This is a genomic window from Phytoactinopolyspora halotolerans (assembly GCF_010550675.1).
In the GTDB taxonomy this organism is placed as follows: Bacteria; Actinomycetota; Actinomycetes; order Jiangellales; family Jiangellaceae; genus Phytoactinopolyspora; species Phytoactinopolyspora halotolerans.
Window position 1 is genome coordinate 14,540 of record NZ_JAAGOA010000006.1, and the last position, 13,971, is coordinate 28,510.

At 67.4% G+C, this 13,971-nt stretch carries 13 protein-coding genes; 4 read left to right on the plus strand and 9 right to left on the minus strand.

The window, feature by feature from the left end; genetic code table 11:
• Positions 1 to 106: 106 nt before the first annotated feature.
• Positions 107 to 1,327 (plus strand): FAD-dependent oxidoreductase, encoded by a 1,221-nt coding sequence (locus G1H10_RS09995; protein WP_163736372.1) that lies wholly within the window; start codon positions 107 to 109, stop codon positions 1,325 to 1,327.
• Between the two features lie 307 nt (positions 1,328 to 1,634).
• Here G1H10_RS09995 and G1H10_RS32900 read toward each other — a convergent pair whose 3' ends face one another.
• From G1H10_RS32900 to G1H10_RS10010, 3 genes are read right to left on the minus strand one after another with little or no spacing between them, the layout of a single operon-like run.
• Positions 1,635 to 2,390 (minus strand): GntR family transcriptional regulator, encoded by a 756-nt coding sequence (locus G1H10_RS32900; protein WP_163736375.1) that lies wholly within the window; start codon positions 2,388 to 2,390, stop codon positions 1,635 to 1,637.
• Between the two features lie 59 nt (positions 2,391 to 2,449).
• Complete coding sequence (locus G1H10_RS10005; RefSeq protein WP_163736378.1) at positions 2,450 to 3,211, minus strand: ABC transporter permease; 762 nt, start codon at positions 3,209 to 3,211, stop codon at positions 2,450 to 2,452.
• Positions 3,212 to 3,232: 21 nt separating this feature from the next.
• Positions 3,233 to 4,273, minus strand: coding sequence for an ATP-binding cassette domain-containing protein (locus G1H10_RS10010; protein ID WP_163736381.1), 1,041 nt, complete (start codon positions 4,271 to 4,273; stop codon positions 3,233 to 3,235).
• 202 nt (positions 4,274 to 4,475) lie between these two features.
• Between G1H10_RS10010 and G1H10_RS10015 the strand changes: the two genes are divergently transcribed.
• Entirely contained in the window at positions 4,476 to 4,661 is a 186-nt protein-coding gene (locus G1H10_RS10015) for a hypothetical protein (protein WP_163736384.1), read from the plus strand.
• A 61-nt stretch (positions 4,662 to 4,722) separates the two neighbouring features.
• Here G1H10_RS10015 and G1H10_RS10020 read toward each other — a convergent pair whose 3' ends face one another.
• The 6 genes from G1H10_RS10020 to G1H10_RS10045 form a co-directional block, all read right to left on the minus strand.
• A complete protein-coding gene (locus G1H10_RS10020; protein WP_163736386.1) occupies positions 4,723 to 5,442 on the minus strand; it encodes a PadR family transcriptional regulator in 720 nt (239 codons plus the stop codon).
• Positions 5,443 to 5,505: 63 nt separating this feature from the next.
• Positions 5,506 to 5,805, minus strand: a complete 300-nt coding sequence (locus tag G1H10_RS10025; protein ID WP_163736388.1) for a 4a-hydroxytetrahydrobiopterin dehydratase — start codon at positions 5,803 to 5,805, stop codon at positions 5,506 to 5,508.
• A gap of 136 nt (positions 5,806 to 5,941) precedes the next feature.
• Positions 5,942 to 6,700, minus strand: coding sequence for a succinate dehydrogenase/fumarate reductase iron-sulfur subunit (locus tag G1H10_RS10030; RefSeq protein WP_163736390.1), 759 nt, complete (start codon positions 6,698 to 6,700; stop codon positions 5,942 to 5,944).
• Between the two features lie 87 nt (positions 6,701 to 6,787).
• Entirely contained in the window at positions 6,788 to 8,596 is a 1,809-nt protein-coding gene (locus G1H10_RS10035; protein WP_163736393.1) for a fumarate reductase/succinate dehydrogenase flavoprotein subunit, read from the minus strand.
• 109 nt (positions 8,597 to 8,705) lie between these two features.
• The gene (gene sdhC, locus G1H10_RS10040; protein WP_174264242.1) at positions 8,706 to 9,572 is read right to left on the minus strand and encodes a succinate dehydrogenase subunit SdhC; all 867 of its coding nucleotides are present in this window, start codon (positions 9,570 to 9,572) and stop codon (positions 8,706 to 8,708) included.
• Positions 9,572 to 9,868 (minus strand): Rv0250c family protein, encoded by a 297-nt coding sequence (locus G1H10_RS10045; protein ID WP_216853104.1) that lies wholly within the window; start codon positions 9,866 to 9,868, stop codon positions 9,572 to 9,574. Before G1H10_RS10045 ends, sdhC begins: the two co-directional genes overlap by 1 nt.
• Before the next feature lie 564 nt (positions 9,869 to 10,432).
• On the opposite strand from G1H10_RS10045, the gene G1H10_RS10050 reads away from it, so the two are divergent.
• Positions 10,433 to 12,283 carry an ABC transporter family substrate-binding protein gene (locus G1H10_RS10050; protein ID WP_216853105.1) on the plus strand — a complete coding sequence of 617 codons (1,851 nt, stop codon included), beginning with the start codon at positions 10,433 to 10,435 and terminating at the stop codon, positions 12,281 to 12,283.
• A gap of 160 nt (positions 12,284 to 12,443) precedes the next feature.
• Entirely contained in the window at positions 12,444 to 13,967 is a 1,524-nt protein-coding gene (locus tag G1H10_RS10055) for an ABC transporter permease (RefSeq protein WP_163736395.1), read from the plus strand.
• Positions 13,968 to 13,971: the final 4 nt, after the last annotated feature.

The following is a 13,971-nucleotide window of genomic DNA, read 5'->3' on the forward strand; positions in this document are numbered from 1 at the left end:
CGTGCGCCGGCGCCCGAACCGGCGGCCGCATCGACCCGGCGGTGTCGACGCGGGGATGTTCGGGCGCATGCGATGACGGTGAACTGAAAGGTGGTGTGCGACGCGGATGGCACGACTTGTGGTGGTCGGCGGCGGCGTGCTGGGCTCGATGCACGCGTGGATGGCGGTCGAGGCAGGACACGATGTGGTGCACCTGGAACGCGAGGCCGGCGCGCGCGGCGCGAGCGTGCGGAACTTCGGCCTGGTCTGGGTGTCCGGGCGCGCCCGCGGTGCCGAGCTGGAACTGGCGGTGCGCGCGCGTGAGCTCTGGGAACGCGTGGCCGGACGCATCCCCGCCATCGGATTCCGGGCGAACGGCTCGATCACGGTGATCACCCGAGACGACGAGCTCGCCGTGATCAGCGAGGTGTGCGCGCGTGCCGACGCCGTCGACCGTGGCCTCCGGCTGCTGGACGGCGACGAGGTGACAGCGATGAACCCGGCATTGCGCGGCCTGGCGCTGGCGGGGTTGTACGCGAGCCGGGACGCCGCGGTGGAACCACGGCTGGTGCCGGCAGCGGTGCGGGACTCACTCGCGGGCACCGGCCGCTACCGATTCCTTCCCGGCCGCGAGGTGGTGGACGTGCAGGACTCCGGCGGCGTCCGGGTGACCGACGCGACGGGGGATGTCTGGGACGCCGACCGGGCCGTGCTGTGCACCGGCGCCTGGCACGCGGGTGTGGCCGGGCGGTGGCTGGCCGACGCGCCGCTGCGCCGGGTCCGCCTGCACATGATGCAGACGGCACCGCTCGGGGAGACGTTGACGACGTCGGTAGCCGACGCGGACTCGCTGCGCTACTACCCCGCGTACGAGGGGCCGGCCCTGCGGCGGCTCGCGCCGCCCGATCCGGCGGGCGCGGCCTGGGGGATGCAGCTGCTCATGGTGCAACGGTTGGACGGCGGGCTGACCATCGGCGACACCCACCTCTACACGGAGCCGTTCGGGTTCGATCTGGAGGAGGAGCCGTACCGGCTGCTCACCCGGCGGGTGGAGCACCTGCTGGGGCGGCCGCTGCCCGCGGTCCAACGACGCTGGACGGGTGTCTACAGCCAACTGGCGCCGGCGGCGGCCGGGACGGCCGACCACGATCGCTTGGGCAACACCGCCGGGATGGGCGAGTCGACCGCCGGCACCGATCGCGGCTTGGGCATCTACCTGCATCGTGAGGTGCTCCCCGGTGTGCACCTGGTGACCGGCCCCGGTGGCCGCGGGATGACATTGGCGCCGGTGATCGCGGAGCGGACGCTCGTCGCCGCCGGACTGCTGGACTCAGCGCCGACCTCCTGACTGTCCCACCGTCGGGCATGGTGCGGTGAATGCTCGTTGGAAGGCGATTTCCACGCGGGATCAGCCTGCACTCGGCGCACCATGCGGGTGCACTCAGCGCACCATGCACGAGCCCGGACCGGCCATCGGGGGCCGGGCACAGCCGAGGGCATGTTGCGCAGCTACCGAAGGCATGTTGCGCAGCTACCGAGGGCATGTTGCGCAGCTACCGAGGGCATGTTGCGCACCTGCCGAGGGCATGTTGCGCGCCTGCCGAGTGCTCTCGGTCGAGGCGCGAGCGCAGTAGCTGGGTGCAGTAGCGAGGGACTTAAGGACCCGGCGGCTCGGTGGCCGAGCGCAGCGGCGGCGCCGGCGTCGTCCCGCTCTCGATGATGAGCCGCACCGCGTCGGCGCGCATCCAGCGCCGGGTGAGGCAGAGCAGCCGTCCCGTGCGCGCGTCATGGTTGAGGCTCTCGACCAGCCACGCGGCATCGCCCGGAGCGCATCCCAACTCCGTCGCCACATCGGCCTCGGTAGTCTCCAGGCTAGCTCGGGACCAGGCACGTTGTGGCTCGGCGCCGGCCATGTCTCGCAGGATGACGTGCAGCGAGCCGAAGTGCTGGACGGCGACGGCCAGCTCCCCGACGACGTCGGTCGGCACCCACTCCAGCCCCCACGCCGCCGGCAGGTCGTCGGTGAACGAGCGCCGCCGGAGCAGGTGACACGGTGCACCGGGCGGGTAGCCGAGCAGCCCGGCGACGTCGTCCGGCATAGGCGTGATCTCACAGGAGCGCACCACGGTGCTGGGCACCGAGCCACTCTCCCGGACGGTCTGGCTCCATGACGGTGCATGGTTCGGCGAGATCAGGTAGTCGATCCGTCGCGCGGTGAACGTGCCGACGCCCTGCACCCGACGGACCAGCATCCGTCGTTGCAGCTCGAGCAGCGCGGCGCGCGCGGCGGCTCGGCCGACGCCGAACCGCTCGCCGATCTCGCTCTCTCCGGCGATGCGGGTGCCGGGTGGAAGGCCGGCGATCTCAGCCGCGACACGGTCGGCGATCTCCCGAAACTTGCGCGCTGCCACGGCCCCTCAGCGTAGTGCCCACACCGGGCGGATACCGTGTGAACGGCCGCCCGCGCCGCTCAGGCGTTCTCGCGGCGGAACGTGCGGGCGCCGACGACGGCCAGCAGCACTGCGACCGCGATACTCACGACGCTGCCGACAACGACCTCGGAGTCGCCGAAGTCGCCTGCGAACAGCGCTCGGGCCGCGTCGACCGTGTGCGACAGCGGGTTCACCGTCGCCAGTGTCTCCAGCCACCGCGGTGCAAGCGTCATCGGCAGCAGAATCCCGGAGAGTAGCAGAAGCGGCACCGAGAACGTGTTCAGCAGGGACGCGAGCGAGCCCTCCGACCGGGTGCGCAGCGCCAGCGCGTACGACGCCGAAGACATGCCCGCGGCCACCAGCGCGACGAGTAGCAGCGCCAGCACCAGACCCGCCGGGTCCGGTCGTAGCCCGAATGCCAGCACGGCGACGACGGTGAGTAACGACGCCTGCACGAGGAGCACCACCATGTCCTTGCCGACACGGCCGAGCAGCAGTGCGCCGCGGCTCGCTGGTGTGACCCGTTGCCGCTCGATGATGCCCGCACGCAACTCCACGATCATGTTGAACCCGACGAATGCGGACCCGAATAGCGCGATCATCGTCAGCATCCCTGGGGTGAACACCAGCCAGGGGTCGTCGCCGCCGCCGAACTCGTCGCCGAGGTTCTCCAACAGCGGACCGAAAAGGACGAGATAGAGCACGGGTTGCATCAGACCGATGATCACCCACAGCGGATTCCGCAGGTTGTCGCGGAGTTGTGCGGCGAAGACCAACGCCGTGTCGCGGAGAAATGTCATGGTCAGGCTCCAGATGTGTGGTCAGTGGTTCGGTGATGAGGTGGCGGCCGCACCGGCTTCGGTCGGCTCCGTCTGGGCCGGATCTGTCCGGGCGGGGTCCGGATGCTGCTCGGCGTCCCTCAGGCTGCGCCCGGTGATGGCGAGGAAGACGTCGTCCAGGCTGGGGCGTTTGACGGTGAGCGCTCCGGGCGTGACGCCGGCACCGTCCAGGGCGCGCAGCAACGGGATCACGGACTGGTCACCGTGTTCGACGGTGAGGTGGATCCGGCCGTGCTCGGCGATCGAGGACCGCACGGCTACCGCCTTCTCGGCCACGCGTACGACGGTCTCGGCATCGCCGGCGTCGGCATGATCGAGGTCGAGCGTGATGATGTCGCCGGAGATGCGGCGCTTGAGCTCGTCCGGCGTGCCCTCGGCGACGACGGTGCCGTGGTCCATCACCAGGATGCGGTCGCACAGTGCGTCGGCTTCGTCGAGGTAATGCGTGGTGATGACGATGGTGGTTCCGCGGGCGCGCAGGTCGCGAATGTGGTCCCACAGGTTGGCCCGGCTCTGCGGGTCGAGGCCCGTGGTGGGCTCGTCGAGGAAGACCAGTCCGGGCCGGTGCACCAGGCCGAGTGCGATGTCGACCCGGCGGCGTTGACCTCCGGAGAGCTGTTTGCAGGTGCGCTCATCCAGACCGTTGAGATCGAGCGAGCCGAGCAGCTCGGTCGCGCTACGTCTCGCGTCGGCCTTGCTGAGCCGGAACAGGCGTGCCTGCAGGATGAGTTCGTCCATGACGACGCCGTCGTCGCCGGTGGATCCACCCTGCGGGACGTAGCCGATGCCGGAGCGGACGCCCCGCGGATCCAGCCGGAGGTCGTGTCCGGCGATGGTCGCGTCGCCCGCGGTGGGTGTGATCAGCGTCGTCAGCATGCGCAGGGTGGTGGTTTTGCCGGCGCCGTTCGGGCCGAGCAGGCCGACGATCTCACCGTCAGCGACGTCGATGTCGACGCCACGGACAGCCTCGACCGGGCCGGTCCTGGTCTGAAATGTGCGGGCCAGGCCGCGAGCTGTGATCATCTTCCGTCTCTTCTTCCTGTGTCGCCCTTCGCCAAGCTAGACTATTCAAGCTTGAGTATCTTAGTCAAGCTTGAATATGGCATTCGCGTCTACCGGCGCATTCAGCGGCGCGGGCCCGTGGGAAGAACCTGTGCGAGGCCGGAGACCGTTGCGGTTCTCTCGACCGCCAGTCATGGTTGACATGGGTCGAGAAGGAGGCATCATGGCGCGCAGTCAGCGAGCGAACATGGAGACCGGAAGTGGCGCCATTTACGGGCTCGGGCTGATCGGGGCGCTCGTGTACTTCTGGGGTGAGGCAGACTCATTCGGTGAGCACGTCGTCGCCGTGCTGAAGGCCATCGTGTGGCCGGCGCCGATGGTGTACGAGATCTTCCAGGCGCTGGATTGACGGACGGCGGTGTGCCGGGGAACGGTACGGGTGACGGGCGCGGCGCCTGCGTGGCGCCTGGTCAGCCGAGCGGGGCGTCGTCGGGGCCGTCACCCGGGTCGTCTGCCGGGCCGCCACGTTCGATGCTGGTCACCGGTGTGCGGTGTGCCGTCGCGTACTCGGCCTGCTGCGCGGCGAGCGATTCTTGCGCGCGGCTGGGCAGATTCCAGACGTCGAGGTCACCCGACTCGATCCGTTGCGTCAGCATCAGTGCCCACGCGTACTCGGCCTCGGCCAGCCCGAGCTGTAAGCGCATCATCTCCGCAACGTGGTGTGGTTCTTCCTTCAACGGATCTCCGCCGCCCGCCTCGACACGCTCGATGTCGCGTCGTGTCATCATGATCTCGGCCTCGAGCCGGTGCGCACGCGCCTTGAGTGCGGCGATCACGTCGTCCCGATTGCTGAACGGCAGCTGGCTGATCGCCGGCAGGAGCGGATGGGCCGGCGCGTTCGACTCCCACAAGGAGCTACGGAGCAGGGCGTGGTATTCCTTCTCACCCTCGTCCGTCAGTCGATACGTGCGGCGGGCCGGACGCGAACCCCGTTGGCCGGAGTCGACCAGCTCGATCCACTGATCACGTTCGAGCGTCTTCAACGCCTGGTAGATCGAGCCCGGCGCCACGTTGGCCCATCTGTCGGCCCGCCAAGAGAGGAGCTCCCGACGGACGTCGTACCCGTGTACCGGCTGCAACATCCGCACGATCCCGAGCACCAGGAGACGAGTCGACGACGGAGTAGCCATGCGGTCCAGGATATGCGCCGACGTCGCCGGCTGACGGAACGTGTGCCCGGGCCGGCCGACCGATTACTCGGTGGTGTCCCGACCGTTGACGATGGCGTCGATGGTGCGCGCCATATCCACATCGGCACTGGTGACGCCGCCGGCTGAATGCGTGGAGAGGGTGAACGTCAACGTCCGGTAACGGATGTCGATATCCGGGTGGTGGTCGGCTTCTTCGGCCGCGTCGGCGACGTCGTCGACGATCGAGATGGCGGTCCGGAAGTCCCGTGCCTGGACCGTACGGCTGATCGCCTTGGTATCGCCCGACCATTGAGGGATGGCCGCCAACATCGCATGCAGTGCATCGTCATCGAAAACCGTCATGGTCAGCACTCTCCTTCCCGAGCATCTCTCGGCGCCCGTGCCTGACGGCGCCGGACGCACGTCGCTCGCGTTTCGGAAAGCGTAAGGGCCATCCGATCGCCCGTGCCACCAACTCCGTGATCGTGGTGCGGTATGTCTAGTCCGTGGACGACCGGCGGAAGATCTTCGAACCCAGCCAGACCAGCGGATCGTAACGGCGGTCGACGACGCGTTCCTTGACCGGAATGATTGCGTTGTCGGTGATCTTGATGCCCTCCGGGCACACCTCGGTGCAGCACTTGGTGATGTTGCACAGGCCGACCCCGGCCTCGTCCCGCGCCGCCTCGCGATGGTCGTTCGTGTCCAGCGGATGCATCTCCAGCTCGGCGTAGCGCAGGAAGAACCGCGGGCCGGAGAACGCCCGCTTGTTGTCGTCGTGATCGCGGACCACATGGCAGACGGTCTGGCACAGATAGCACTCGATGCACTTGCGGAACTCCTGACCGCGCTCCACATCCTCCTGCTGCATCCGGTACGTGCCGTCCGGCCGGCGAGGCTCGGGCGCGAACGCCGGCACCTGTTTCGCCTTCTCGTAGTTGTACGAGACGTCGGTGACCAGATCGCGGATGACCGGGAACGTCCGCAGCGGGGTCACCGTCACGGTCTCGTCCGGGTCGAAGATGGACAGCCGCGTCATGCAGGTCAGCCGTGGCTTGCCGTTGATCTCGGCGCTACACGAACCACACTTGCCCGCCTTGCAGTTCCAGCGCACGGCCAGATCGCCGGCCTGGGTGGCCTGCAGACGATGCAACGCGTCCAAGACCACCTCGCCTTCCTCGACCGGCACGACGTAGTCGGCCAGGTCACCACCGGACTCGTCGCCTCGCCAGACTCGCATCTTCAGGTCATAACCCATATGTCACTTCTCCTCGGCGGTTCGCCACCATGAGCCCGGCCGCGCCCCAGCACAGCCGTACCGGAGCACCGGGCTCGTGGTTACGCCTCATTTCTGCTCGAACAGTTCCTGCAAGTCGTCGGGCATGGTCGGTAATGCCTCGCGGCGGATCGAGACCGCTTCGCCGGTCTCGTCCAGCACACAGTGCAGATTCACGGTGGCCCACGAATCATCGGTGGCCGGGAAGTCGTCGCGGGTATGCCCGCCGCGGCTCTCGGTCCGTTCCAGAGCGGCCTTCGCGATGCACTCGGACACCAGCAGCATGTTGCTCAGATCCAGGGCCAGATGCCAGCCCGGGTTGTACTGCCGGTGACCCTCCACACTGAGCTGGGCAGTCCGCCCGCGCAACCGCACCAGCTCTTCGAGCGCCTTCTGCATCTCGTCCGCGTTGCGGATGATGCCCACCAGGTTGTGCATGACGTCCTGCAGGTCCTGCTGCACGGCGTACGCGTTCTCGCCACCCTCCCGCTCGAACGGGGCGAGTGCGGCCTCTCCGGCGGCGCGGATGTCGTCGTCGGAAATGGCCGGGCGCTGTTCCATCGCCGTCGCTGCCTCGGCCGCCGCGGCCCCTGCCCGTCGGCCGAAGACCAACAGGTCGGACAGCGAGTTGCCGCCCAGCCGGTTGGCGCCGTGCATGCCGCCGGCGACCTCGCCGGCCGCGTACAGCCCGGATACGGAGGACTCCGCCGTGTCCGGCTCGACGGCTACCCCGCCCATCACGTAATGGCAGGTGGGGCCGACCTCCATCGGCTCGGCGGTGATGTCGACGTCGGCGAGTTCCTTGAACTGGTGGTACATGGAAGGCAGCCGGCGCTGGATGTACTCGGCCGGATGCCGGGACGCGATGTCCAGGAAGACACCGCCGTGCGGAGACCCCCGGCCCGCCTTGACCTCGGCGTTGATGGCGCGCGCCACCTCGTCACGGGGGAGTAGCTCGGGCGGGCGGCGGTTGTTCGTCTTGTCGGTGTACCAGCGGTCGGCCTCCTCCTCGGAGTCCGCCGTCTCCGCCTTGAAGAACTCCGGGATGTAGTCGAACATGAACCGCTTGCCCTCGCTGTTGCGGAGCACACCGCCGTCACCGCGGACCGACTCGGTGACCAGGATGCCCTTCACCGACGGCGGCCAGACCATACCGGTCGGGTGGAACTGGACGAACTCCATGTTCACCAGCGACGCGCCGGCCTTCAGCGCGAGCGCGTGACCGTCGCCGGTGTACTCCCAGGAGTTGGAGGTCACCTTGTAGGACTTGCCGATACCTCCGGTGGCCAGCACCACCGAGGGTGCCTCGAAGGCGATGAACCTGCCGGACTCCCGCCAGTAACCGAAAGCGCCCGCGATCCGGCCCCCGTTCTGGAGCAACTCGGTGATCGTGCACTCCATGTAGACATCGATGCCGAGTGCGACGGTGCGCTGCTGCAGGGTCCGGATCAGCTCCAGGCCGGTGCGGTCACCGACGTGGGCCAGCCGGGCGTACCGGTGGCCGCCGAAGTCACGCTGGGAGATCAGCCCGTCCGGTGTGCGGTCGAACAGGGCACCCCATTCCTCCAGCTCATGGATGCGGTCCGGTGCCTCCTGCGCATGCAGCTGCGCCATCCGCCAGTGGTTGAGCATCTTGCCGCCGCGCATCGTGTCGCGGAAATGCACCTGCCAGCTGTCTTCGGAGTAGACGTTGCCCATCGCGGCAGCGGCGCCGCCCTCGGCCATCACCGTGTGCGCCTTGCCGAGCAGTGACTTGCAGACGACGGCCACCCGGGCTCCGGCGTCACGAGCGGCGATCGCGGCGCGCAAGCCGGCACCGCCCGCTCCTACCACCAGCACGTCATACTGATGACGCTCGATTGTGCTGGGATCGGTCATCTCAGAGCCGTCTCCTTCGTTGCTGCCGGACGTGGTCGAAGAGGTGAGCCGGACCTCTGCGGGGTCTCAACCCCGCGGAGGCGGCGCTGCTGTGGCATCGTGACTGTTCCTAGTTAATGAAACGTAGGTCGTCGAACCACCCGGCTGCCAGCGCCATGATGTAAAAGTCGGTGAGCGCCAAAGTGCCCAGCGTGATCCACGCATATTGCATGTGCCGGGTGTTGAGCCGGGAGACGAAGGTCCACCACCGGTACCGGATCGGATTCTTGGAGAAGTTCCGCAGCCGGCCCCCGGTCACGTGGCGGCAGGAGTGGCAGGAGAGCGTGTAGCCCCACAGCATGACCACGTTGCCGATCAGGATCAGGTTGCCCAGGCCGATGCCGAAGCCGTCCTCGCCGCTGAACGCGAGAATCGCGTCGTAGGTGTTGATCAGCGTGATGATGAACGCGGCGTAGAAGAAGTAACGGTGCGAGTTCTGCAGGATCAGCGGGAACTTGGTCTCGCCCGTGTAGGACTTGTGCCGGTCGGGCACCGCACACGCGGGCGGGGACAGCCAGAAGCTGCGGTAATACGCCTTGCGGTAGTAGTAGCAGGTCAGCCGGAACAGCAGCAGGAACGGCAGGCTGAACGCGGCATACGGGATGATGGGGTTGTCCACGAGCACCCGGCCGAAGTGCGCGGACTCCGGTATGCAGCCGTTCGAGACACATGGCGAGTAGAACGGCGTCAGGTAGTGGTGCTCGGCTACCCAATAGTTGTTCTGCAGGAACACCCGGACGGTCGCGTAGATGACCCAGGCGCTCAGGCCGATCACGGTGAACGTCGGGACCACCCAGTAGCGATCCTTGCGCAGCGTGCGCAGGCCGATCCGGGCGCGGTGAGGGGCGTCGACGCCGCCGGGGTGGGTGGCGGTCGCGGTGGCCGCCGTCCCGGTCGGGCGTTCGGGTTCGGATGCTTCGGTTCCGGTACTTGTCATCAGGGTGCGTGCCGATCCGGGGCGCCGAGACCTTCGTCTTCGGCTCCAGCCCACATGCTGGGGTCGTATGGGGTGTCGGGAATTGACTCGAGTGGCCCGTCGATGCGACCGCGGCGGCCGGGTTCCGGCTCGCCCAACTCCTCGAGGTCGGTTGCGAGCCGTGCGACATCACTGGTCAGGCGGCGGACACCGAGTGTGTCGCCATACGCCTGGCGCAGCCGGGAGACGGCGGACTCCAGTGTCGTGACGGCAGCCGCCACCGCGTCCCGGCATTCCGGTGCGCTTCTGATGTCCAATTCGGCCTCCCTGCGAACGTCGACGGTCGCTGGTGGATGGTGATCATAGCGCGCCTACGCGGCCTGATCACGTCGCAGCTTCCCATGGACCGGCGATCGAAATCCAGAGCTTGCCGGGATTGCGCGCGCCGGTGAACAGGTGCGCCGAACGTGCCGGCACGGCCGCCACCAGCCGTGGCGAGACCGTGGCAGCGGGAGCCGCAGGAGCCGGGCGCCGTCCGGCGGATCTGGAATGTGACCAACGTAACGCCGAAATTGTGCGTAGGCTGCGGCGTGCCGGTATTGAAGCAACGGTCTCGAGGGCATGAGGTTGGTCATTACAACGATTGCGGGTCACCGGCCGAGGGTGTGCGCCGGTCCTCCGGCCGGATATGCAGGCTGCGGGAGGATTTGCGGGGGTCCGCGTGGTCAAACTGTTACATTTCGTGTTTGTCCGCCGGAAATGGATTGCAGCTCAGTAACTTCTGTCGCGCTGGCTTGTGCGCCGCTGCAGCAAATGATGATGTGTGTCAAGTGTTTTGTTGGGATCCGAATCGGAGCCCATGACGAACTGAGGAGTCCAAGTTGACATTCAAGCGCAGAGGTGGGGCGGTCCTGGCCGTCGCTGCGGCGAGCGCGCTCGTCCTCGCCGCGTGCGGCGGTGACGACGACGAGGAGCCGACCGGCGACAGTGGCCAGGCGGAGGAGGACCAGGGGTCCGACTCGGACTCGGACTCGGATTCGGACTCCGAGGCCAGTGGCGACGTCTGTCGGGAGGATCTCGGCGACCTGGAGACCCAGGACGACACGATCTTCTACTCGACTGGCGAGTCCGAGTGGAGCGGCTACAACAGCGACACGCCGAGCACGTACTCGACGTACAACAACGTGATCAACAGCCGGATGAGCCAGAGCTTCTGGTACTGGGGCACCGACGGCTCGTTCTGTGAGGACACGGACTTCGGCACCATCGAGGTCCTCGAGGAAGAGCCGCTGACGGTTCAGTACACCATCAACGACGAGGTCAGCTGGTCGGACGGCACGCCGGTGACGGCCGCCGACTTCATCCTCGAATGGGGTAGCGAGAGCCCGACGATGGTCAACGCCGACGGCGAGCCGCTCTTCGACCATGTGAGCGGTACCGACTACGGCGAGTACGCCCCGGACGGCCCGCAGGGTGACCCGACGGGCAAGCAGTTCACGGTCACCTTCGAGACGACCTACGCCGACTGGAATCTGCTGGTCGGCAAGATGTACCCGGCACACGTGGTGGCCGAGCAGGCCGGCATGAGCATCGAAGAGCTCAGCCAGGCGATCCTGGACGGGGACACCGAGGCTGTCGAGCCGGCCGCCGAGTTCTGGAACACCGGCTGGCTCTCGCCCAACCCGGGTGAGCTGCCGGATCCCGAGCTGGTCCCGGTCACCGGCCCGTACCGGCTGAAGGAAGGCGGCTGGGAAGGCGGCCAGTACATCACGCTGGAGGCGTACGACGAGTACTGGGGGCCCGCGCCGGGCACACAGGAGATCGTCTTCCGGTTCGCCGCAGCCGACACCCACGTGCAGGCGCTGCAGAACGGTGACCTGAACGCGATCGAGCCGCAGGCCACGGTGGACACCCTCGCCCAGCTGGAGGGATTGGCACCGGACATCACCACCGAGACGTACCCGACGCTGATCTGGGAGCACCTGGACTTCAACTTCATGGAGGGCAGCCCGTTCGCCGACGATCTCGCCCTGCGGGAGGCGTTCGCGATGTGCGTGCCGCGGCAGCAGATCGTCGACAGCCTGATCACGCCGATCGACCCCGAAGCCGTGGTGATGAACGCCCGCGAGGTGTTCCCGTTCCATGACGAGTACGACGAAGTGGTGGAAGCCGCATACGACGGCCGTTACGACCAGCCCGACCTGGAAGGCGCGGAGGCGAAGATCGCCGAGTCCGGTGCGGAGACCCCGATCGATGTGCGGATCGGCTACTCCGCGCCCAACCCGCGCCGCACCGACGAGGTGTCGCTGATCAAGGCCAGCTGTGACGAGGTCGGATTCAACATCATCGACGTCGGCAGCGAGGACTTCTTCCAGCCGGGCGGCACCCAGGAGAGCGGGGACTACGAGGTCGCACTGTTCGCCTGGTCCGGCTCCGGCCAGATCGCCTCCGGCCAGAACATCTACGCCACCGGGCAGCCGCAGAACTACGGTGAGTACTCCAACGAGGAGGTCGACGCCGAGTGGCAGACGCTGGCGACGTCGGCGGATCCGGAGGTTCACCTGGAGCAGACGAAGAAGATCGAGAAGCTGCTCTGGGACGACCTGTTCGGCATCCCGCTCTTCGCCCACCCGGGCGTCGTCGGATACGACTCCACGCTGCAGAACGTGCGGCCGATGTCGGCTCAGGACGGCCTGGTCTGGAACGAGGAGCAGTGGTACCGAGCAGAGTGAGGTGAGCTAGGAATCACCGACTCTGCAGGGGCCGGCCGGGTGTCATACCGCCACCCGGCCGGCCCCTTGTCGGACCGGACGCGTCGGTGGACGCGTCGCGACGCGCCGTGCCGCGTCCGGTCCGGCCACGAGTCGTGGCATCCGTGTGAAGGGCTGATACGTGCTCAGATATATCTTTCGGCGGTTGGGGATCTCCGTCCTCGTCCTATTCGGTGCGGCCACCCTCGTCTTCGTTCTGACGATCAACTCGGGCGACCCGCTCGCCGACCTGCGCGAGACGTCGGCGGACAATCGGGACGAGTTGATCGAGGCCCGCATCAGGACCATGGGGCTGGACAAGCCGTGGTACGAGCGGTACGCGGAATGGCTGCGCGGTGCGGTCGGCTGCGTGGTGCCCGGGATGCAATGCGATCTCGGTGTCACCAACCAGGGGCAGGACGTGCTCGCGCTGACCGAGTCCGCGATGTCGGCGACGCTGCGGCTGGTGATCGGCGCGACGGTGCTGGCCATCATCGTCGGTGTGGCCGTGGGTATCCTCAGCGCGGTCCGGAAGTACTCCGGGTTCGACTACGTCATCACCTTCGGTGCCTTCATCTTCTTCTCTCTCCCGGTCTTCTGGGCGGCCGTGCTGCTCAAGGAGTACGGTGCCATCCGGTTCAACGACTGGATCGCCGATCCGCGGATGAGCGTGACGCAGATGATCATCATTGCGTTGATCACCGGCTTGGTGTTGCAGTTCGCGCTGGGCGGTGATCCTCGTCGGCGGCTGCTGACCGCCGGCGCGGCGTTCGCCGTGGTCCTTGCGGCGCTGGCGTACTTCGACGCGGACAACTGGTTCCGCGACCCGTCGATGGGGCTCGGGGTGGTGATCCTGGTCTCGGCCGGGGCGGGCGTGTTGGTGACGTCGCTGGTCACCGGCTTCAGCGAGCGACGGGTGCTGTACGCGGCACTGACCACCGTCGGCGCCGGAGCCGTGATCACCTTCGCGCTGCAAGACGTGCTCGAGGACGGTGGATACGCCCTGCTCGCCGGCTTGTTCGTGCTGACCGTCGCCGTCAGCGTCGCCATCGGAGCGGCATGGGGCGGCCACATGCGTCGGCAGGCGATGCTGGTCGCCTGGGTCACCGGCGTGATCATGAGCGTCGTGGTGGTGATGGACTACGCGGTCTCGCATTGGTCCGCCATGCTGGAGCTGAAACCACGCCCGGTGCTGACCATCGGCGCGCTGTCGCCGAACTTCGAGGGCGACTTCTGGGAGCGGTTCCTGGATACCGGCACCCAGCTTCTGTTGCCCACGGTGCTGCTGACGCTGATCTCGGTGGCCAGCTACAGCCGATACACCCGGTCCTCGATGCTCGAGGTGATGGAGCAGGACTACATCCGTACCGCCCGGGCCAAGGGCGTCTCGGAACGTGCCGTGATCACCAAACACGCATTCCGTAACGCCCTCATCCCGCTCACCACGATCGTCGCCTTCGACTTCGCCAGCCTGATCTCCGGCGCGGTCGTCACGGAGCAGGTCTTCGGATGGCGAGGAATGGGGCAGATGTTCATCAACGGCCTGCGTGCCGTCGACCCGATGCCGGTGATGTCTTTCGTCTTGGTCACCGGCGCTGCCGCGGTGCTGATGAACCTGGCCGCGGACATCATGTACGGATATCTCGACCCGCGGATTCGGCGGTGATGCA

Bases quoted from the DNA above. Each gene is read 5' to 3' on its own strand.
- G1H10_RS09995 (WP_163736372.1), top strand. From the start codon at position 107: ATGGCACGACTTGTGGTGGTCGGCGGCGGCGTGCTGGGCTCGATGCAC.
- G1H10_RS10005 (WP_163736378.1), bottom strand. From the start codon at position 3,211: ATGACATTTCTCCGCGACACGGCGTTGGTCTTCGCCGCACAACTCCGC.
- G1H10_RS10010 (WP_163736381.1), bottom strand. From the start codon at position 4,273: ATGATCACAGCTCGCGGCCTGGCCCGCACATTTCAGACCAGGACCGGC.
- G1H10_RS10015 (WP_163736384.1), top strand. From the start codon at position 4,476: ATGGCGCGCAGTCAGCGAGCGAACATGGAGACCGGAAGTGGCGCCATT.
- G1H10_RS10020 (WP_163736386.1), bottom strand. From the start codon at position 5,442: ATGGCTACTCCGTCGTCGACTCGTCTCCTGGTGCTCGGGATCGTGCGG.
- G1H10_RS10025 (WP_163736388.1), bottom strand. From the start codon at position 5,805: ATGACGGTTTTCGATGACGATGCACTGCATGCGATGTTGGCGGCCATC.
- G1H10_RS10030 (WP_163736390.1), bottom strand. From the start codon at position 6,700: ATGGGTTATGACCTGAAGATGCGAGTCTGGCGAGGCGACGAGTCCGGT.
- G1H10_RS10035 (WP_163736393.1), bottom strand. From the start codon at position 8,596: ATGACCGATCCCAGCACAATCGAGCGTCATCAGTATGACGTGCTGGTG.
- sdhC (WP_174264242.1), bottom strand. From the start codon at position 9,572: ATGACAAGTACCGGAACCGAAGCATCCGAACCCGAACGCCCGACCGGG.